Source organism: Aeromonas sp. S8(2024) (genome assembly GCF_041403085.1).
GTDB lineage: Bacteria > Pseudomonadota > Gammaproteobacteria > Enterobacterales > Aeromonadaceae > Aeromonas > Aeromonas dhakensis.
On sequence record NZ_JBGLRF010000001.1, the window covers coordinates 706,833 to 727,424 of the forward strand.

At 60.9% G+C, this 20,592-nt stretch carries 17 protein-coding genes; 5 read left to right on the forward strand and 12 right to left on the reverse strand.

Annotation, left to right across the window (positions count from 1 at the left end):
- Positions 1–89 precede the first annotated feature (89 nt).
- From hupB to tig, 5 genes are all read right to left on the reverse strand, one after another.
- Entirely contained in the window at positions 90–362 is a 273-nt protein-coding gene (gene hupB, locus ACB031_RS03065; protein WP_005315375.1) for a nucleoid-associated protein HU-beta, read from the reverse strand.
- 240 nt (positions 363–602) lie between these two features.
- Positions 603–2,957 (reverse strand): endopeptidase La, encoded by a 2,355-nt coding sequence (gene lon / locus ACB031_RS03070; protein ID WP_005301522.1) that lies wholly within the window; start codon positions 2,955–2,957, stop codon positions 603–605.
- A gap of 141 nt (positions 2,958–3,098) precedes the next feature.
- Positions 3,099–4,373, reverse strand: a complete 1,275-nt coding sequence (gene clpX, locus ACB031_RS03075; RefSeq protein ID WP_005301524.1) for an ATP-dependent protease ATP-binding subunit ClpX — start codon at positions 4,371–4,373, stop codon at positions 3,099–3,101.
- Between the two features lie 146 nt (positions 4,374–4,519).
- Positions 4,520–5,143 carry an ATP-dependent Clp endopeptidase proteolytic subunit ClpP gene (clpP, locus tag ACB031_RS03080; RefSeq protein ID WP_005301526.1) on the reverse strand — a complete coding sequence of 208 codons (624 nt, stop codon included), beginning with the start codon at positions 5,141–5,143 and terminating at the stop codon, positions 4,520–4,522.
- 86 nt (positions 5,144–5,229) lie between these two features.
- Positions 5,230–6,540: a trigger factor gene (tig, locus tag ACB031_RS03085; protein WP_005301527.1), complete on the reverse strand. Its 1,311-nt coding sequence runs from the start codon at positions 6,538–6,540 to the stop codon at positions 5,230–5,232.
- A gap of 428 nt (positions 6,541–6,968) precedes the next feature.
- Here tig and ACB031_RS03090 point away from each other — a divergent pair, with 428 nt between their 5' ends.
- Both ACB031_RS03090 and yfbR read left to right on the forward strand, forming a co-directional pair.
- A complete protein-coding gene (locus ACB031_RS03090) occupies positions 6,969–7,403 on the forward strand; it encodes a YccF domain-containing protein (RefSeq protein ID WP_005301529.1) in 435 nt (144 codons plus the stop codon).
- A 73-nt stretch (positions 7,404–7,476) separates the two neighbouring features.
- Entirely contained in the window at positions 7,477–8,067 is a 591-nt protein-coding gene (gene yfbR / locus ACB031_RS03095) for a 5'-deoxynucleotidase (RefSeq protein WP_010633794.1), read from the forward strand.
- An 86-nt stretch (positions 8,068–8,153) separates the two neighbouring features.
- Here the strand turns inward: yfbR and lolE are convergent, their stop codons facing one another.
- Genes lolE through ACB031_RS03110 form a run of 3 tightly spaced genes read right to left on the reverse strand, consistent with a single transcriptional unit; the run spans position 8,154 to position 11,369 of the window.
- On the reverse strand, positions 8,154–9,395 hold the full coding sequence (lolE, locus tag ACB031_RS03100; protein ID WP_244366432.1) for a lipoprotein-releasing ABC transporter permease subunit LolE: 1,242 nt from the start codon (positions 9,393–9,395) through the stop codon (positions 8,154–8,156).
- On the reverse strand, positions 9,395–10,093 hold the full coding sequence (lolD, locus tag ACB031_RS03105; protein ID WP_005301532.1) for a lipoprotein-releasing ABC transporter ATP-binding protein LolD: 699 nt from the start codon (positions 10,091–10,093) through the stop codon (positions 9,395–9,397). Before lolD ends, lolE begins: the two co-directional genes overlap by 1 nt.
- Positions 10,094–10,133: 40 nt before the next feature.
- Positions 10,134–11,369, reverse strand: a complete 1,236-nt coding sequence (locus ACB031_RS03110) for a lipoprotein-releasing ABC transporter permease subunit (RefSeq protein WP_005301533.1) — start codon at positions 11,367–11,369, stop codon at positions 10,134–10,136.
- Between the two features lie 76 nt (positions 11,370–11,445).
- On the opposite strand from ACB031_RS03110, the gene ACB031_RS03115 reads away from it, so the two are divergent.
- Positions 11,446–12,021: a hypothetical protein gene (locus ACB031_RS03115; RefSeq protein WP_017786892.1), complete on the forward strand. Its 576-nt coding sequence runs from the start codon at positions 11,446–11,448 to the stop codon at positions 12,019–12,021.
- A gap of 9 nt (positions 12,022–12,030) precedes the next feature.
- Entirely contained in the window at positions 12,031–15,495 is a 3,465-nt protein-coding gene (gene mfd / locus ACB031_RS03120) for a transcription-repair coupling factor (protein WP_371138980.1), read from the forward strand.
- A gap of 86 nt (positions 15,496–15,581) precedes the next feature.
- Here the strand turns inward: mfd and fbp are convergent, their stop codons facing one another.
- The gene (gene fbp / locus ACB031_RS03125; protein WP_017781392.1) at positions 15,582–16,616 is read right to left on the reverse strand and encodes a class 1 fructose-bisphosphatase; all 1,035 of its coding nucleotides are present in this window, start codon (positions 16,614–16,616) and stop codon (positions 15,582–15,584) included.
- A gap of 384 nt (positions 16,617–17,000) precedes the next feature.
- On the opposite strand from fbp, the gene ACB031_RS03130 reads away from it, so the two are divergent.
- Complete coding sequence (locus tag ACB031_RS03130; protein ID WP_267996848.1) at positions 17,001–18,617, forward strand: peptide ABC transporter substrate-binding protein; 1,617 nt, start codon at positions 17,001–17,003, stop codon at positions 18,615–18,617.
- A gap of 47 nt (positions 18,618–18,664) precedes the next feature.
- On the opposite strand, the gene ACB031_RS03135 is transcribed toward ACB031_RS03130, so the two are convergent.
- From ACB031_RS03135 to sixA, 3 genes are all read right to left on the reverse strand, one after another.
- Positions 18,665–19,582: a DMT family transporter gene (locus ACB031_RS03135; protein WP_024943077.1), complete on the reverse strand. Its 918-nt coding sequence runs from the start codon at positions 19,580–19,582 to the stop codon at positions 18,665–18,667.
- Between the two features lie 201 nt (positions 19,583–19,783).
- On the reverse strand, positions 19,784–19,990 hold the full coding sequence (locus tag ACB031_RS03140; RefSeq protein ID WP_005301545.1) for a DUF1107 domain-containing protein: 207 nt from the start codon (positions 19,988–19,990) through the stop codon (positions 19,784–19,786).
- A 133-nt stretch (positions 19,991–20,123) separates the two neighbouring features.
- Entirely contained in the window at positions 20,124–20,591 is a 468-nt protein-coding gene (sixA, locus tag ACB031_RS03145) for a phosphohistidine phosphatase SixA (RefSeq protein ID WP_124250784.1), read from the reverse strand.
- Position 20,592: the final 1 nt, after the last annotated feature.

Consider the following 20,592-nt stretch of genomic DNA (forward strand, 5'->3'; position numbering starts at 1 on the left):
TGCGCCTTGGTCAATCAGTATGAGGGAGAGCCCTCTCACTTGTCTGGTCTGTGACCAAGGACGGTGCCGATGTGATATCAGCGCCCGGCTTAGTTGACCGCGTCTTTCAGGGCCTTACCGGCTTTGAAGGCAGGAACTTTACCAGCGGCGATTTCGATGGTCGCGCCAGTTTGCGGGTTACGGCCAGAACGGGCAGCACGTTCGCGCACGGCGAAAGTACCGAAACCAACCAGAGCAACCTGGTCACCCTCTTTCAGAGCTTCACCGACGGCGTCAATGAAAGCATCCAGCGCACGGCCAGCAGCGGCTTTGGAGATATCAGCACCGTCTGCAATCTTGTCAATCAGTTGAGATTTATTCACTCTTATATTCCCCTTTTATCGAACATCGCTGCGGCGCCGATTTCCCTGGCCACAACAAGTGGAGGTTTTATAGCAAGCCTCCTGATCAGTTGCAAGTGACAATCTGGCGCAAACCCGCGCCACATCACGCCTTGCGACTCATCATGAGTTCCCGATCGGTGGTCAAGGCTACTTCCGTTATCCGGAGCATGCAAGCCTTAACCACCGCCCGAATGCGCCAAATTTGCGGCGCATCAACATTTATACGACAGAAACGCGCTCAAACCCTTGCGGATTGTCCTGCAACGCCAGTTCCAGCACCTCATCAATCCAGCGAACCGGATGAATTTCAAGGTCTTGTTTGACGTTGTCCGGGATCTCCTCGAGGTCCCGCTCGTTCTCTTTCGGGATCAGCACACGCTTGATGCCACCACGATGAGCCGCCAGCAGCTTCTCTTTGAGACCGCCGATGGGCAGCACTTCGCCGCGCAAGGTGATTTCCCCCGTCATGGCCACATCAGCACGAACCGGATTACCGGTCAAGCTGGAGACCAGGGCGGTACACATGGCGATACCGGCGCTCGGACCATCTTTGGGGGTGGCCCCTTCCGGTACGTGCACGTGGATGTCGCGCTTCTCGTAGAAGTCCGCATTGATGCGCAGCTTCTCGGCACGGGCCCGCACCACCGTCATGGCGGCCTGGATGGACTCCTGCATCACGTCACCAAGGGAGCCTGTGTAGGTGAGCTTGCCCTTGCCCGGCATGTTGGTGGTCTCGATGGTGAGCAGATCGCCCCCCACTTCGGTCCACGCCAGACCACAGACCTGACCCACCTGGTTCTGGTCGGTCGCCTTGCCGTAGTCGAAACGCTGCACCCCGAGGAACTCCTTGAGGTTGGCCTGATTGACCTGAACATGCTTGATGCTCTTGTCCAGCAGGATGCGCTTGACCGCTTTGCGACAAATCTTGGAGATCTCGCGCTCCAGGCTACGCACCCCCGCCTCGCGGGTGTAGTAGCGGATCACCCCGACCAGGGCGGAATCCTCGATGGTGATCTCGGACTCTTTCAGGCCGTTGCGCTGGATCTGCTTGGAGACCAGATGCTGCTTGGCGATGTTGAGCTTCTCGTCTTCGGTGTAACCGGACAGACGGATCACTTCCATCCGGTCCAGCAGCGGACCCGGGATGTTCATGGAGTTGGAGGTGGCCACGAACATCACGTCCGACAGGTCATAATCCACTTCCAGGTAGTGATCGTTGAAGCTGTTGTTCTGCTCGGGATCCAGCACTTCCAGCAGGGCGGAGGCGGGATCGCCGCGCATGTCCGAGCTCATCTTGTCGATCTCGTCGAGCAGGAACAGCGGGTTCTTCACGCCGACTTTTGCCATCTTCTGGATGAGCTTGCCGGGCATGGAACCGATGTAGGTACGACGATGACCGCGGATCTCCGCCTCGTCACGCACGCCGCCGAGCGCCATGCGCACATATTTGCGACCGGTGGCCTTGGCGATGGACTGACCGAGCGAGGTCTTACCCACACCGGGAGGCCCAACCAGACAGAGGATGGGGCCCTTGAGCTTGTTGACCCGCGCCTGCACCGCCAGATACTCGAGGATGCGATCCTTGACCTTCTCCAGGCCATAGTGATCGGCATCCAGCACCTCTTGCGCCTTGCCCAGGTCTTTCTTGACCTTGGAACGCGCCTTCCACGGCACCTGCACCATCCAGTCGACGTAGCTGCGCACCACGGTGGCTTCCGCCGACATGGGGGACATCATCTTCAGCTTGGCAAGCTCGGCCTGCGCCTTCTCACGGGCATCTTCCGGCATGCCGGCCTCTTCAATCTTGCGATTGAGGGCCTCGAACTCATCCGGACTGTCTTCCAGCTCACCCAGCTCTTTCTGGATGGCCTTCATCTGCTCGTTGAGATAGTACTCGCGCTGGCTCTTCTCCATCTGCTTCTTGACCCGGGAGCGGATGCGCTTCTCGACTTGCAGCAGGTCGATCTCCGACTCCATCATGGCCATCAGAAACTCGATGCGCTCGGACACAGAGGCGATTTCCAGCACCTTTTGCTTGTCTTCGAGCTTGAGCGGCATGTGGGCAGCCATGGTATCGGCCAGGCGCGCCGCGTCGTCGATCGCCGAAATCGAGGTGAGCACCTCGGGCGGGATCTTCTTGTTGAGCTTGATGTAACCTTCAAACTGACCGATGGCAGAACGTACCAGCACGTCCTGGTCCTTCTCGTCGATCGCCTTGGAGGCGATGTACTGCGCCTCGCCAACGAAGAAGTCCCGGTCGTCGATCATCCGCTCAAGACGGGCACGCTGGCCCCCTTCCACCAGCACCTTGACGGTGCCGTCGGGCAGCTTGAGCATCTGCAGAATATTGGCCACTGTCCCGACGGAGAAGATCTCCTCCACCGTCGGCTCATCGGTTGACGCATCCTTCTGGGCCACCAGCAGAACTTTCTTGTCCTGCTCCATGGCCGCTTCCAGACAGCGAATGGATTTTTCCCGCCCCACAAAGAGTGGAATGACCATGTGGGGATAAACCACCACGTCACGAAGAGGCAGGACGGGAATCTCGATGCGTTCTGAACGCTCTAGGTTCATATATGTCCTCTCGGCTTGTTATACCGTTGGCAAAGCGCTTGGCTGAGTATATGGGGGCGCTTAGATGAGATTCAATCGCCGAAACCGCAAAAAGCATGAAAGGGGCAAAAAGCCCCTTTCATTTGATTAAAAATCAGACATTTACTCTGATGCGGCGGCCTGGGTCTCGGGATTTTCGTAGATCATCAAGGGCGCGGAGTCCCCCTTGATCACGGTCTCGTCGATCACCACCTTGCTGACACCGTCAAGCGACGGCAGGTCATACATGGTATCCAGCAGCACGGCTTCCACGATGGAACGCAGACCGCGAGCGCCGGTTTTGCGCTCCATCGCCTTGCGGGCAATGGCGTTCAAGGCGTCGTCACGGAACTCCAGCTCCACCCCTTCCAGATCGAACAGCGCGGCATACTGCTTGGTCAGCGCGTTCTTCGGCTCTTTCAGGATCTGGATGAGGGCAGCCTCGTCCAGCTCGGTCAGGGTCGCGACCACCGGCAGACGGCCGATGAACTCGGGGATCAGACCGTATTTGATCAGATCTTCCGGCTCCACCTTGGCAAAGCTTTCGCTCAAGGTCGCCTTGGCGCTCTTGGACTTGACCTCGGCACCAAAGCCGATACCAGTGCCCTTGACGGAGCGCTGCTCGATCACCTTGTCCAGGCCGGCGAAGGCGCCACCACAGATGAACAGGATCTTGGAGGTATCAACCTGCAAGAACTCCTGCTGCGGGTGCTTGCGACCACCTTGCGGCGGCACGGAAGCGATGGTCCCTTCGATCAGCTTGAGCAGGGCCTGCTGCACCCCTTCCCCGGAGACGTCGCGAGTGATGGAGGGGTTGTCCGACTTGCGGGAGATCTTGTCGATCTCGTCGATGTAGACGATGCCGCGCTGGGCCTTCTCCACGTCGTAGTCGCACTTTTGCAGCAGCTTCTGGATGATGTTCTCCACGTCCTCGCCCACATAACCGGCCTCGGTCAATGTGGTGGCGTCGGCCATGGTAAACGGCACATCCAGCAGACGAGCCAGGGTTTCGGCCAGCAGGGTCTTGCCGCTGCCGGTCGGACCGATCAGCAGGATGTTGGATTTGCCCAGCTCCACACCACCGGACTCGCTGCCGCTGCGCAGCCGCTTGTAGTGGTTGTAGACGGCTACCGCCAGCACCTTCTTGGCGTACTCCTGCCCGATCACATAGTCATCCAGATGAGCGCGGATTTCATGAGGGGTCGGCAGCTCGCTACCATCGCGCTTGGGCGAGATCTCGCGGATCTCCTCGCGGATGATGTCATTGCACAGCTCGACGCACTCATCACATATGTAGACGGAAGGGCCAGCGATCAGCTTGCGCACTTCATGCTGGCTTTTGCCGCAAAAAGAGCAGTAGAGCAGCTTATCACCCTCACCCTTGCGTTTTTCTGTCATTCAGCAACCTCGTTTTATCAATAGAGGATGGATTGTCCTGTTGAGTTTACAACAGTCCGGAACACCCTGCCCATGCCTGATCTGCCGATTGAGGGCATCACCAAATCAGATGATGTCCTCAATGATGGTACGGGCTAGCTCGTGGCTCAGCCGCGGCGGCTCAGGACACCATCAACCAGACCATAGGCCACGGCCTGCTCGGCCGACATGAAGTTGTCACGGTCGGTGTCACGCTCGATGGTGGCCATGTCCTGTCCGGTATGGAAGGCAAGACGCTCGTTCAGGGTATTCTTGATCTTCAGGATCTCCTGGGCGTGGATCTGGATGTCAGATGCCTGGCCCTGGAAACCGCCCAGCGGCTGGTGGATCATCACGCGGGCATTGGGCAGGCAGAAACGCTTGCCCTTGGCACCACCGGCCAGCAGGAAGGCGCCCATGGAGCAGGCCTGCCCCATGCACACAGTGCTGACGTCCGGCTTGATGAACTGCATGGTGTCATAAATGGACATGCCGGCCGTGACGGCCCCACCCGGAGAGTTGATGTAGATGCTGATGTCCTGATCCGGATTTTCGGACTCCAGGAACAGCAGCTGAGCCACCACCAGATTCGCCATGTGATCTTCGACCTGACCGGTCAGGAAGATCACCCGCTCCTTCAGCAGACGAGAATAGATGTCGTAGGAACGCTCCCCTTTCGCGGTTTGCTCTACCACCATCGGGATGAGCGCATTGCGTGGGGATTCAGTCACATCGTTATAGTTCTTGTACATAAGGCATTGTCCCTAAAATAAAATGGCCCGAGTGGAGATCACACGAGCCATTATACTTAACAGTCTTGACCTTAAGTCAAATGTTCTTAGGCAGCGGCACCGGACTTGTTGATCACTTCGTCAAATGCAACTTCTTTCTCGGTCACCTGGGCCTTGGAGAGGATCAGGTCGATGGCTTGATCTTCTACCGCCAGGTTGCGAACGCCGTTTAGCATCTGCTCGTTCTTCTGGTAGTACTCGATCACTTCCTTCGGATCTTCGTAGGCAGTGGCCATGGATTCGATGATGCTGTTGACGCGGGCGTCGTCAGCTTTGATCTCGTTGGTACGGATCACGTCGCCCAGCAGCAGACCTACGCGTACGCGACGCTCGGCCTGGGCCTGGAACAGCTCGGCCGGCAGTTCAGGTGCGTTGCCGCCCTGGAAGCCGCCGAAACGCTGCAGCGCCTGCTGACGCAGGGCATCGATTTCCTGAGCAACGGCAGCCTTCGGCAGATCGATCTGGTTGGCTTCAACCAGGCCATTCAGCACCTGCTCTTTCACGCTGTTTTTCAGGGCTTGAGCCAGTTCGCGCTCCATGTTCTTGCGCACTTCGGCTTTCAGCTCTTCAACGCTGCCGCTCTCGATGCCGAAACGCTTGACGAACTCTTCGGTCAGCTCAGGCAGGATCTGCTCTTCCACCTTGTTCAGCTTGGAAGCGAACTTGGCAGCTTTGCCTTTCAGGTTTTCAGCGTGGTAGTCAGCCGGGAAGGTCACGTCGATGGTGAACTCGTCGCCTGCTTTCTTGCCCATGATGGCGTCTTCGAAGCCAGGGATCATGCGGCCGGCGCCCAGCACCAGGTTGAAGCCTTCGGCCTTGCCGCCGTCGAACTCTTCACCGTCGATGGAACCAACGAAGTCCATGGTCACACGCATGCCATCGGCAGCGGCGGCGTCCACTTCGCTCCAGGTCGCGTGCTGCTTGCGCAGGGTGTCGATCATGTTGGCCAGATCTTCATCCTTCACGGTAGCAACCGGCTTCTCGACCTTGATGGTCTCCAGACCGGCAACTTCGAACTCCGGATACACTTCGAAAGTGGCGGTGAATTCGAAATCCTGACCTTCTTTGATCTCTTTCGGATCCATGGTCGGGGCACCGGCCGGGCTCAGTTTGTTGTCGATGATGGCCTTGATGAAGTTGCTCTGCATCATTTCGTCAGCAACGCGAGCATGAGCCATGGCGCCGAACATTTTCTTGATGATGGCAACCGGAGCCTTGCCAGGACGGAAACCGTCGATGCGACGGGTTTTGGCCAGGCCGTTCAATTCTTTGCGCACGGCGGCGTCAACGGTAGCGGCCGGTACGGTGATGGTAAGACGGCGTTCCAGACCCTGGGTTGTCTCTACAGAAACTTGCATTCTTCTACCTCGTTCAACTCAGCACTGCGTGCTGACCCTTTATTGCCCCTGGGCAAAGCCCGGAGTCTTCCTGTTTATAAAGACAACGACTGTCTTTGTGATGAGAAAATATGACGCGACATTATAGCGGCGCACTTTGATCGAGTCGAGCCACACGTCCCCAAACCGGGCTGGCAATGGCACAATTCGCGCAAAACTGCCCCTTATATGGGGAAAACCGAGCCCGACTTCAAGGATGCAGACTGCAAGAATTTGCACTTGCTCACCTTTTTTCGTGCAAGAGCCTACTTTTTCAGCTCATCAGCCGGCAGACCGGCCGCGGCGTGCAGGCTGCGACCCAAATTGTCCGCCCCGCCCCTTCAACCATTGCGTCCATGACCATCGCTCGTTATGGTGGCAGCCATCTTGATAAGTCTGGAGTCACCGACATGGCCTTTTTCCGCTTCTTGTTCAATCTGCTCTGGTTCGTACTGGGAGGCGTCTTCATGGGGCTGGCCTGGTGGCTGGCCGGACTGCTCTGTTTCATCTCCCTCATCGGCATCCCCTGGGGACGCGCCTGCTTCGTCATCGGCACCTTCACCTTCTTCCCGTTTGGCAAGCAGGCAGTCAACCGCAAGACCATGACGGGGCTGAGCGACATGGGCACCGGCACCATGGGGCTGATTGGCAACATCATCTGGTTCGTGCTGATCGGGATCTGGCTGGCCATCGGCCACATCGCCTCGGCGCTGGCCTGCTTCGTCACCATCATCGGCATCCCGTTCGGCATTCAGCACCTCAAGCTGGCGCTCATCAGCCTGGCCCCCATCGGCCAGATGATCGTCACCAATCAGGAGGCCGAATCCGGTCGCTATATTCGTTAAGGGCGATGCCGCCGACCGCAAAAAAGGGCAGACTAGGGTCTGCCCTTTTTCATTGCCATCTTTGAGGTACCCCATGCTGCCCAGCCACTTCTTCGCCAATCTCGCCCGCATGAAGCTCATCTACCGCTGGCCGCTGATGCGCAACATCCAGCCCGAGAACATCGCCGAGCACAGCCTGCAGGTGGCCATGGTGGCCCACGCCCTCGGCCTCATCAAAAACCGGCTCTTTGGCGGCAGTGTGGATGCCGATCGCGCCGCCGTGATGGCCCTTTATCACGACAGCAGCGAGGTGCTGACCGGCGATCTGCCCACCCCGGTCAAGTACTTCAATCCCGAGATTGCCCGCGAATACAAGAAGATTGAGCTGGCGGCCGAGCAGCGCCTGCTCGGCATGTTGCCGCCGGAGCTGGTCGAGGATTTTCGCCCGCTGCTGGACTCGGGTGCCCAGGACGGCGAGCTGGCCAGGTTGGTGAAGGATGCCGACACCCTCTGCGCCTATACCAAGTGCCTGGAGGAGATCAACGCCGGCAACCGGGAGTTCGAGCCTGCGCGCAAGCGCCTCGAGCAGATGCTGGCCGCCCGGATGAGCGACGAGATGCGCTACTTCATCGACATCTTCGTGGCGAGCTTCTCGCTGCCGCTGGATGAACTCAACGCCCACTAAGCCAGCCAGCGCCCTCCAAAACAGAAGGACCCGCCGGTTTGCGCCGGCGGGTCCTTCGTTTTTCTCAGCAGACAAGATGCCGCGTATCAGTGCCCCAACTCGCGGGACGGCACCAGCCCGCTCGCCCGCCAGGCGGGGTAAAGGGTCGCCACCAGGCTCATCAGGATGGCGGCGCCGGTCACGATGAGCAAGTCCTGCATGTGCAGCTCGGTCGGCAGAAAGTCGATGAAGTAGATGTCCGGATTGAGGAAACGGTGGCCGATCACCCCTTCGATGGCGCTCAGGATCTGGGTCAGCTTGCTGGAGAGCAGGCCGCCGAGCAGGGCGCCGAGCAAGGCGCCCGCCACCCCGTTCACCATCCCCTGAATGACGAAGGTGAGCCGGATCTGGCCCGGGCTCGCCCCCATGGTCTTCAAGATGGCGATCTCGCTGCGCTTCTCGTTCACCGCCATCACCAGGGTGGAGACGATGTTGAAACAGGCCACCGCCACCACCATCAGCATCACCACGTACATCACGGTGCGCACCATCTGGATGTCCTGATAGAGATAGCCCTGGCGGCTCATCCAGCTGCTGATGTAGACGTAGTGCGGAAACTTCTGGGCGGCCGCCACCGTGATGGACTGCGCCTTGAGCACGTCCTTCACCTTGAGACTGAAGCCCTCCACCGCACTACCCATGCCGGTGATGGCCTGGGCATCGGCCAGATGCATGAAACCGAGCACCCCATCGAGCTGGCCGCCGATCTCGAGCAGCCCCACCACCTTGAGGGTCTCCCGCTTCGGGTTCTTGATGCCGGTGGCATCGCCCCCCTGAGGCAGCAGCAGGGTGACCGTGTCCCCTATCTTGACCCCCAGCTTGTCGGCGATGGTCTTGCCGAGGATGAGACCGTGCTCGCCGGCTTGCAGTTCGCGCAGACCACGCCCCGTCATGTAGTTGCCCGCATCGGAGAGATTGGCCTCGAGCTCCGGCAGCACGGCGCGCACCTGCAGCCCCTTGAGGGCGTTGCCGTGCTCCAGCAGGCCGTCGAGCCGGATCACCGGGGCGGCAGCCTCCACCCCAGGCTGGGCCAGCAGATAATCCCGCAGTTTGGGCCAGTTGGGGAGCGGCGCCTCCATCCCCATCAGCTCGCCGTGGGGCACCACGGAGAGCACCCTGTTTTTGAGCTCCCGCTCAAAACCGTTCATGGCGGAGAGCCCCAGGATCAGCGCCATCACCCCGAGAGCGATGCCGATGAGGGAGGAGGCGGAGATAAAGGCGATGAAGCCGTTGCGACGACGGGAGCGGCTGTAACGCAGGCCCAGAAACAGGGGCAGCGGTTTGAACATCAGGCGACCTCCGCCATCACGCCGCTCACCAGGGTCACCCGGCGATGGAGCTTGGCCGCCAGGCTCAAGTCGTGGGTCACCACCACGAACGCGGTGCCGAGCTCGCGGTTGAGTTCGCAGAGCAGCTCATAGACGGCGGTGGCACTGGCGTGATCCAGGTTGCCGGTGGGCTCGTCCGCCAGCACCAGGCTGGGTTCGTTGACCAGGGCGCGGGCGATGGCCACCCGCTGGCGCTCACCACCGGAGAGCTCGGACGGTCTGTGGTTGAGACGATGGGAGAGCCCTACCCGCCCCAGCATCTTGCTCGCCTTCTCGGTGGCGCTCGCCACCGACTCGCCGGCGATCAGCAGCGGCATGGCGGCATTTTCCAGCGCACTGAATTCGGAGAGCAGGTGGTGGAACTGGTAGACAAACCCCAGCTCCTGGTTGCGAAACTTCGCCTGGGTGCGGCTGTCCCAGCGGTGGATATCCTGCCCCTTGAACAGCACGGCGCCGCTGGAGGGGTTGTCGAGCGCCCCCATCAGGTGCAGCAGGGTGGTCTTGCCGGAGCCCGAGCTGCCCACCACCGCCAGCATCTCGCCGGGCGCCACGCTAAGATCGATGCCCTTGAGTACCTGGGTCTCCAGATCGCCCTCTTTGTAGACATGGTTGAGGGCCTGACAGCGCAGCAGCGGCTCGCAGGAGACGGATTGATTCATAAAGGGGGCTCCACTTGCACCTGTAACAACAGAAGATGAATTATTCATAGCGCAGCGCCTCCGCCGGTTTGACCCGGGCCGCGCGGGCCGCCGGGTAGAGGGTGGCGCTGAAGCTGAGCAGCACGGCGCCCAGCAAAATGGTCACGACCTGGGCCGGTTCGACGATGACCGGCAGGCCCGAGCCGCCGGCCGTCATGTAGAGGTTGAGCCCCACCGCATTGAGCAGGGGGTTGAGCCCCATGGAGAGTGCCAGCCCCGCCAGCCCCCCGAACAGGGCGCCGATGACGCCGCTGGAGGCCCCCAGCACCATGAAGATCTTGACGATGCCAGACTCGCTCATGCCCATGGTACGCAGGATGGCGACCTCCCCTTCCTTGTCGGTCACCACCATCACCAGGGCGGAGAGGATGTTGAAGGTGGCGACCGCGATGATCAGCACCAGCATCAGACCCATCATCCGCTTCTCCATGGCCACCGCCTGGAACAGCTCGCCGCGCTCGCGGCGCCAGTCCTGCCACTCCAGCCCGTCCGGCAGCGCCGTCTTCACCACCTCGTCGGCGGCGAAGGGATCATCGAGCCAGAGGCGGATGCCGCCTACCTTGTCCGCAGGCAGGCGCAGCAGACGCTGGGCATCTCCCAGCGCAATCAGGGCGACCTGGCTGTCCACGTCGGCGCCGACCCCGAAGATGCCGGAGACGGTGAAGAGGCGCTGGGCCGGCACCCGGCCAAACGGGGTGAAACGGGTGCCTTCGGTCAGGATCAGACGGACCTGGTCGCCCATGGAGACCTTGAGACGATTGGCCACCCCCTGCCCCAGCACTATGTGGTATTCGCCGGCTTGCAGGCTGTCCAGACGCCCCATCTGCATCTGGGCGTGCAGGATGTCATCCTTGGGCCACTGGGCGGGATCGATCCCCTGCACGCTCACGCCGGTGAGCTGACCGGGGCTTTGCAACATGCCTTCGCTGTCGAGCATGGGGGCATGGGCGATCACGTGGGGCAACCTGGCCAAGTCCGGCAGCCCCTGCGGCGCGGCATCGATGCGCCCTGCCGGGCTGGTCACCACCACATGGGGGATCACCCCGAGGATGCGCCCCTTGAGCTGCCCTTCAAAACCGTTCATCACCGAGATGACCACCATCAGGGCCGCGACCCCGATGGCAATGCCGAAAGTGGAAAACAGGGAGATAAATGACACGAAGCGATTGCTGCGTCGCGAGCCTGCGTAACGCAGGCCGATGGCCAGCGACAGTGGCTGAAAAAGTCCAGTCTTCAAGGATATCTACGTTGCCAACAAAATAAGATACCGGATAATAAAGGGAAACCGTCTATGACAACAAGGGATAGCCTCCATGCAGGAACAGTTCTTCAGTGTCACTCATGCCACGCCGGTCAATGTGATCCCCATGCCCGGCGATTTTCACCTGCCCTCGCTGGAGGCACTGGAAGCCGAGCTGCCCGAACCCTTTCGCATCGCCTCCTCCATCACCTCCATCGACATGGTAACCAGCCGCCTGCTCCGCAACCAGAGTGAGTCGATGCACGATCTGGTGGAGATCATCAACCAACAGTCGCGCAAGATCGACATGATCATGGGCTATGTGCTGTCGGTGCAGGATCACCCGGAGCACCGCTTCCACACCCTGCGCTTTGGCGCCGGCCAGCTCACCTATCTGCACCCGCGCCAGGGCCACGGCGAGGCACCGCACCTGCACCAGATCGTGCGGCTCAAGATCTTCCTGCGCGAAGAGGCCTCCGCCATCTACTGCTACGGCCAGGTCAAGCAGCTGGAGCCGAGCGAGCACGGCATCCAGGTGGTGCTCGACTATGTGCGGATCCGCGAGGATGACCGCGAACTGCTGGTACGCGCCAGCCTGCATATCCAGTCCAAACAACTCAAACTTCGTGCGCAAGACCGTCAACGTTAAAAGAATCGAATGATGCCAATGAAGCTCCCCGCCTTGCCCGCCAAGGCGGGCCAAAAGTTAACGCTCGGCCAGCTGACAGGCAGCAGCCTCTCGCTGATGGCCGCCCGCCTCACCGAGGAGGCTCATCGCCCCGTCCTGCTGGTGACCGCCGATACCCCGAGTGCCCTGCGCCTCGAACAGGAACTGCAGTACCTCTTGGCCGACAAGGGCTGCCCGGTGCTGCTGTTCCCGGATTGGGAAACCCTGCCCTACGACACCTTCTCCCCCCATCAGGACATCATCTCCCAGCGGCTCGAGACCCTCTACAAGCTGCCGCAGATGAGCAGCGGCGTGTTGATCGTGCCCATCTCCACCCTGATGCTGCGCACGGCGCCCCGGGTCTATCTCGACAAATACAGCCTGATGGTGAAGAGCGGTCAGCGCCTCAACCTGCAGCAGCTGCGCGCGCGTCTCGCCGAGGCGGGCTATGTGGCGGTAGAACAGGTGCTGGAGCACGGCGAATTTGCCGCCCGCGGCTCCCTGCTCGATCTCTTCCCCATGGGCAGCAGCAGCCCCTATCGCATCGATTTTTTCGACGACGAGGTGGACTCCATCCGCCCGTTCGACCCCGAGACCCAGCGCTCCAGCGAGCCGGTCAAGAGCGTCAGCCTGTTGCCGGCCCGGGAGTTTCCCACCGATGAAGCGGCCATCGAGCTGTTTCGCGGCCAGTATCGCGAACAGTTCGAGATCTCCCGCGCCGAGGGCTCCATCTATCAGGAGGTGAGCAAGGGACGCTGGCCGGCAGGCATCGAGTACTATCTGCCGCTCTTCTTCCAGCAGACCGCCAGCCTGTTTGATCACCTGCCGGACAACACCCTGCTGCTGACCGTGGGGGAGATCTACCCTGCCGCCCAGCGCTTCTGGAACGACATCGGCCAGCGCTATGAAGACAGGCGCTGGGACAATACTCGTCCCCTGCTGCCACCCCAGCAGATCTACCTGCCGGTGGAGCAGCTGTTTGCCGCTCTGGGTCAGTACGCGGCCGTACGGCTGCAGGAGGCCCCCACCGCCGGTGATGCCGGCCAGCACGACCTGCCCCTCTCGGCGCTACCGGATCTTCAGCTCGATCACAGCAAGGAGCAGCCGCTGCTGGCCCTCAGCCAGTTCCTGCAAGGTTTTGCCGGCCGCACCTTGTTTGCGGTGGAGTCCGAGGGGCGGCGCGAGGTGCTGGGGGATCTGCTGGCGCGCATCGCGCTGCAACCCAAGGAGTTCGCCTCGCTGGATGCCTTCATCACCAGCAAGGCCCGCCACGGCTTGTTGGTGGCACCGCTCGAACGCGGTTTCTTGCTGCGAGAGCCGGGGCAAGAGGAGCTGGCGCTCATCACCGAGACCGAACTGCTGGGCGGCAAGATCCGCAGCAAACGGCAACGGGAGAAGAGCAAGAATTTAAGCTCCGATGCGGTGATCCGAAACCTGGGCGAGCTGACCCAGGGTCAGCCGGTGGTACATCTCGATCACGGGGTCGGCCGCTATCTGGGGCTGGAAACCATCGACGCCGGCGGCCTGCCCACCGAGTTTCTGACCCTCGAATACGCCGGTGGCGACAAGCTGTTCGTGCCGGTCACCAGCCTGCACCTCATCAGCCGCTATACAGGATCCGACAACCCGCCCAGCCACAAGCTCGGCGGCGAGGCCTGGGTCAAGGCGCGGCGCAAGGCGGCCGAGAAGGTGCGCGACGTGGCGGCCGAGCTGCTCGATGTCTATGCCCACCGCGCGGCCCGCGCCGGCTTTGCCTTCAAGCACGACCGCGAGGCCTATCGCCAGTTTGCCGCCGGCTTCCCGTTCGAGGAGACCGAGGATCAGCTCAACGCCATCAATGCTGTGCTCGGCGACATGTGCCAGGCCAAGAGCATGGATCGGCTGGTGTGCGGCGACGTGGGCTTTGGCAAGACCGAGGTGGCGATGCGGGCGGCCTTTGTGGCCGTGCACGGCGGCAAGCAGGTGGCCGTGCTGGTGCCCACTACCCTGCTCGCCCAGCAGCACTACGACAACTTCCGCGACCGCTTCGCCAACTGGCCGGTGCGGGTGGAGGTGCTGAGCCGCTTCCGCTCCGCCAAGGAGCAGAGCGCGGTGATGAAGGAGATGGCCGAGGGCAAGGTGGACATCATCATCGGCACCCACAAGCTGCTGGGCGCCGAGCTCACCTTCAAGGATCTCGGCCTGCTCATCGTCGACGAGGAGCATCGCTTCGGTGTGCGCCAGAAGGAGAAGATCAAGGCGCTGCGCGCCGACGTGGATATCCTCACCCTCACCGCCACCCCCATTCCGCGTACCCTCAACATGGCGATGTCCGGCATGCGGGATCTCTCCATCATCGCCACCCCACCCGCCAAGCGCCTGGCCATCAAGACCTTCGTGCGCCAGCATGAGCCGGCGGTGGTGCGCGAGGCGGTGCTGCGGGAATTGAAGCGCGGCGGCCAGGTCTACTACCTGCACAACGACGTGGAGAGCATCGAGAAGTGCGCGGCGGATCTTGCCGAGCTGGTGCCGGAGGCGCGCATCGGTATCGCCCACGGCCAGATGCGCGAGCGCGAGCTCGAGCGGGTGATGTCGGATTTCTACCACCAGCGCTTCAACCTGCTGGTCTGCACCACCATCATCGAGACCGGCATCGACGTGCCGAGCGCCAACACCATTATCATGGACCGGGCGGATCATCTGGGCCTGGCCCAGCTGCACCAGCTGCGGGGCCGGGTCGGCCGCTCCCACCACCAGGCCTATGCCTACCTGCTCACCCCTCATCCCAAGCTGATGACCAAGGACGCGGCCAAGCGGCTGGAGGCCATCGCGTCGCTCGAAGATCTCGGCGCCGGCTTTGCGCTCGCCACCCACGATCTGGAGATCCGCGGCGCCGGCGAGCTGCTGGGCGACGATCAGAGCGGCCAGATCGAATCGGTCGGCTTCACCCTCTACATGGAGATGCTGGAGCAGGCGGTGGAGGCGCTCAAACATGGCAAGGAGCCGTCGCTCGAACAGCTCATGAGCCAGCACACCGAGGTGGAGCTGCGCCTACCTGCCTTGCTCCCGGACGACTACATCCCGGACGTCAACATGCGGCTCTCCATGTACAAACGGATCGCCAGCGCGGCGGACGAGCAGGAGCTGCGCGAACTCAAAGTGGAGCTCATCGACCGCTTCGGCCTGCTGCCGGAACCAACCAAAACCCTGATGGAACTGGCCGCCTTCCGCCAGCGCGCCACGGCGCTGGGCATTCGCCGGGTGGAGATGAGCGAGCGCGGCGGCTATCTGGACTTTACCCAGGAAACCAAGGTCAACCCTGCCTATCTGGTCAAGCTGCTCTCCGAGCAGCCGCGCATCTACAAGATGGACGGGCCGACCCGGCTTCGCTTCCAGGTGCCGACCCAGGATCGGGCCATGCGCCTCAAACTGGTGGATGGTCTGCTGGCGGATCTCGCCAGCCACGCCAGCCCCTGAGGTGGCATTCCTTGAGCGGCTAGCCACTCACCCAAATAAAACGGGAGCCATATTGGCTCCCGTTTTTTATCCCGTGACACAAGCGGTCAAGCCTGCTCGGCCGGGTTCTCGTGCGCGGAGAACTCCCGCATGAAGGCCTCGGCCCGTTCCACCATCTTGGTGGAGCCCACGAAATAGGGGGTGCGCTGGTGCAGCGCGGTGGGCTGGATATCCATGATGCGGTTGAAGCCGTCGGAGGCTCTGCCACCCGCCTGCTCCACCAGAAACGCCATGGGGTTGCACTCATAGAGCAGGCGCAGCTTGCCGTTCGGCGAGTTGGTGCCGGACGGATAGATGTAGATGCCACCCTTGAGCAGGTTGCGGTGAAAGTCGGAGACCAGAGAACCGATATAGCGAGAGGTGTAAGGACGGTGGGTCGCCTCGTCCCGCTCCTGGCAATATTTGAGGTACTTCTTCACCCCGTCCGGGAACTTGATGTAGTTGCCCTCGTTGATGGAGTAGATCTTGCCCTCTTCCGGAATGCGGATGTTCTCGTGGGAGAGGCAGAAGCAGCCGATGGAGGGGTCGTAGGTAAAGCCGTTGACGCCAAAACCGGTGGTGTAGACCAGCATGGTGGAGGAGCCATAGACCACGTAACCGGCGGCGACCTGGCGGTTGCCCGGCTGCAGGAAGTCTTCCAGGGTGACGCCGGCACCCGGCTTGCTGACCCGGCGATAGATGGAGAAGATGGTCCCGACGGAGACGTTGACGTCGATGTTGGAGGAGCCGTCGAGGGGATCTATCAGCACCACGTACTTGGAGTGGCGGGAGAGCTCGGAATCGAAGGAGACGAAATCCTCCTCCTCTTCGGAGGCCATGCCGCACACCTCGCCACGGGCTTCCAGCGCCGCCTTGAAGCGCTCGTTGGCGTAGACGTCCAGCTTCTGCTGTACCTCGCCCTGCACGTTTTCAGCACCCATGGAGCCGATGATGTCCGCCAGCCCCGCCTTGTTGATCTCCCGGTTCACCACCTTGGCAGCCAGGCGAATGGAGCTGAGCAGAGAGGTCAGCTCGCCGGTCGCAGTGGGATAATCCGCCTGCTTTTTGACGATGAACTCGCCCATGGTGATCATGTTTCGCATTATGGTTCCTTTAAGATCGTTTCCGTTGGCATTGAAAACGTTTGCAAGCATCAGCAAAAAAAGTGCCGATCCTCGGCAGCGTTGTTTTGTAACCTAATGTAACGTCTGTTTTTTGTTTTTGCAGCGAATTAAGCCGCTTGATAAATGCGCATTTCCGCCATTTTTTCTGCCCGACGCTCGCCATAAACTGGTTTCAATCGGTAACTTTTAGAATGTTAATTCGTGGCAAAAAATCACGAAGATGTTGCCATGAAGGCGCCAAGATCCCCGCTCTGCCCCCTATCTGGGGCGCATGCCAAAGGAGACCGGTCTGCCTCTTGAGATCTCGCCATCAATCCCGCACACTGGCCAGGCTTTGGAAGCAAAAAAACATAAGGATATTCAATGAAAAGGACTCTCATTGCCGGCACGGTGGCCGCTCTGTTCGCACTCCCCGTCCTGGCGGCCCAGGTACCGGTCGGTACCAAGCTGTTACCCGCAGAACAGCAAACCTTCATCCGCAACATAGGTACCGAACCCGCCTCCATCGATCCCCAGATGGTGGAAGAGAGCGCGGGCAGCGAAATCGTCAACGATCTGTTCGAGGGGCTCTACACCCTGGACGGGGACGGCAAGCTGCAACCTGCCGGCGCCCTGGGTTACCAGCTCGATCCCACCGGCACCGTCTACACCTTCAAGCTCAGACCCGATGCCAAGTGGTCCAACGGCGAGCCGGTGACGGCAGCCGATTACGTCTATGGCTGGCAGCGGGCGGCGGATCCCAAGAACGCCTCCAACTACGCCTGGTTCATCGAGCTGACCGGCGTCACCAATGCCGCCGAGGTCATCCAGGGCAAGCAGAGCCCGGATACGCTGGGTATCAAGGCGCTCGATGCCCATACCCTGCAGATCACCCTGAAAAACCCGGTCCCCTTCTTCCTGAAGACCCTCTCCCACTACACCACCTTCCCGGCGCCGAAGGCGACCATCGAGAAGTTCGGTCATGAGTGGGTCAAGCCGGGCAACATCGTCTCCAACGGGGCCTTCGTGCTCAAGGAGTGGACCCCCAACGAACGCCTCATCGCCGAGCGCAACCCCCATTACTGGGACAACAAGAATACGGTGCTGAACAAGGTGCTCTATCTGGAGATCGTCTCCGACACCGCCGCCTACAACCGCTACCGCGCCGGCGAGCTGCACTACACCAGCTACCCGCTCGAGCAGTACAAGCAGCTCAAGCAGCAGAGCCCGCAGGAGCTGGTGAGCGTGCCGACCCTGGCCACCTACTACTACGTGTTCAACACCCAGCGCAAACCGTTCGATGACCCCAAGGTGCGCAAGGCGCTGTCGCTTGCCATCGACAGGGACACCATCACCGAGAAGATCCTGGGACAGGGTCAGATCTCTGCCTTCAGCCTGACCCCGCCCATCGTCGACGGCTTCGAGCTCAAGCGACCAGCCAGTGAGCTGATGAGCAAGGAGGAGCGGATCAAGCAGGCCAAGGCGCTGCTCGGCGAGGCGGGCTACGGCCCGGACAAGCCGCTGACGGTGGACATCCTCTACAACACCAACGAGGGGCACAAGAAGATAGCGCTGGCCATCTCCTCCATGTGGAAGCACAACCTGGGTGTCCAGGCCAAACTCAACAACATGGAGTGGAAAACCATGGTCTCGGCCCTCAACGAAGGGGATTTCGGGGTCAGTCGCTACTCCTGGAACGGGGACTACAACGATGCCTCCACTTTCCTCGATATCCTGACCTCCAGCAGTAGCGCCAACAGCGGCAAGTGGTTCAACAAGGAGTACGACGCCCTGCTGAGCAAGGCCCACGACTCGCAGGATGGCGCCGAGCGCAACCGCCTCTATCAACAGGCGGAAGCGGTGATCGAGGCCGACGCCCCCATCGCCCCGGTCTACTTCTACGTCAAGTCCCGCCTGCTCAAGCCCAACATCAAGGGCTACCCCTACCAGAACCCGCAGGATCTGGTCTATTCGAAGGATCTCTACCTCACCGCGCAGTGAGGCTAGATATCCCGCATAAAAAAGACCGCCATTCGGCGGTCTTTTTTTCAATCCTCCCGGCAAGCTGCCAGCGCCACCCTGCGCCGGCGCAGCACCACAGGTTGTACCAGCAGCTGGGCCAGCAAGACCCCAAACAAGGTCATGCCACCGCCGATCAGGTGGTAGCTGGTCAATCTCTCGCCGAGCCAGCTGATGGCCAGACCCGCTGTCATCACCGGCAACAGGTTCATGAAGATGGCGGTACGGCTTGCCCCGAGCAGAGCGATACCCTGCATCCAGAGCCAGGGGGACAAGGCTGAGGTCGGGATCCCCGCATAGAGGATCAGCCAGAGCGCCCGCCCGTCCGGCCAGTGTCCATCCACCAGCAGATAAAACGGGGTGAGGAACAGCAGGCTGCAGAGTACCTGGCCGTAGAGCATGGACCAGTTGTCGAGCCCCAGATCCCACTTCTTGAGCAGCACGCTGTAGAGCGCATAGGTGCCCGCCGACAGCAGCATGTAGACGGAGCCGATGTGGATGCCCTGAGTAAAGAGGCGAGCGGGATCCCCCTGCCCCAGCAAAATGGCCAGTCCCAGAATGGAGATGACGCCGCCTAGCAGCGCCCCCCAGGTGGGACGTTCGCGCAGCAACCAGATGCTGAGCAGCACAGTCATCAACGGCGTCAGCCCCATCATCAGGCCGATCTCGGTGGCCCCCAGGGTCTGCGCCGCGTAGTAGCCGAAGGTCTGGTTGAGCACCATGCCAAGCAGGGCCAGCGCCGCCAGCTGATAGAAGCCGGCCCGCAGTTTGGCTCGCTCGCGCCAGGCCCGATGGGCCAGAAACGGGGTCAGCACGATGGCGGCCACCATCCAGCGTGACCAGGCCAGCGCCGCAGGCGAGAGTACCCCCACCGCCAATTTGCTGACGATGGCGTTGCCGGCCCAGATGGCCATGCAGGAGAAGGGAAACAAGAAGGCAAGGGGCATCGCTATATCCAGAAAAAGCCAGCGGGTATTTCAGGCGGGAGTATAGGGAGGCCGGCAGGATTAGCAAGCATCAGGCCGTCCGGGGTGGATTGCCTGACAAAAAGGGGAACCGAACAGCGCCAAAGAGGCCGGAATGGCCCCAAAAACAATCATGCCCGCACGGTGGCGGGCATGACGCGGATCAGCGAGGTGACGAAGCTATCACGCCGCATCCATGTGCAGTCTCGAGATCAACGCGTTGACCTCGACCACGGTCTGGCGGTGGGGAATGTCCGCCGACGTGGGCATCATCAGCAAGCCGGACTGGAAGTCGAAGCGTCCTCTGCCGTGGATGTAAATCCGCCCCTTGAAGAAGGTTTTGACATGTTTTGCCACCATCAGTGGCAGGTACTTCTTGAATACTCTCATCGTTTGCAACCTCTTGCAGTTGTATCCGTATGACAGCAGCTTCTGCGAAATAATTCCGTCAAATCTGTATAAAAATCCGGAAAAATCGCAACTCTCTTCCCCAAAAAACCAATCTATAACTTTTTATTAACTTTTAGCGTATTGTATGTGGTCCTTCCAACCAGAGCAAGACCCCCTTGCCATCCTGCCACTCGATACAGGCCAGGCCCGAGGTGGCAAACATGGGGGCACCGGCCGCCGGACAGAGGCTCTGCACCAGGTATCCCACCAGCGGCAGGTGGCTCACCATCAGGATGCTGTCATGCTGAGCCGCCAGCGTGGTGAGGTAGCTCGCCACGAAGGCCGGATCGCCATAAGGGGTGATGTCACCACTCTCTTCGACGGCCCCTGCCTTGGGTAATTCACTGCATATGCTCTGCCAGGTTTGTCTGGCGCGCAGGTAGTTGCTGTGGATCACCCGATCCAGCTTGCCGCCAAGCTGGGGGGCCAGCCAGCGGGCCATGTGGATGGACTCTTCGATTCCCTGCTCGGTCAGTGGACGCTGTTCATCTGTTTTCGCATTCATGCCAGCCTGGCCATGACGCATGATGTAGATTTTCATT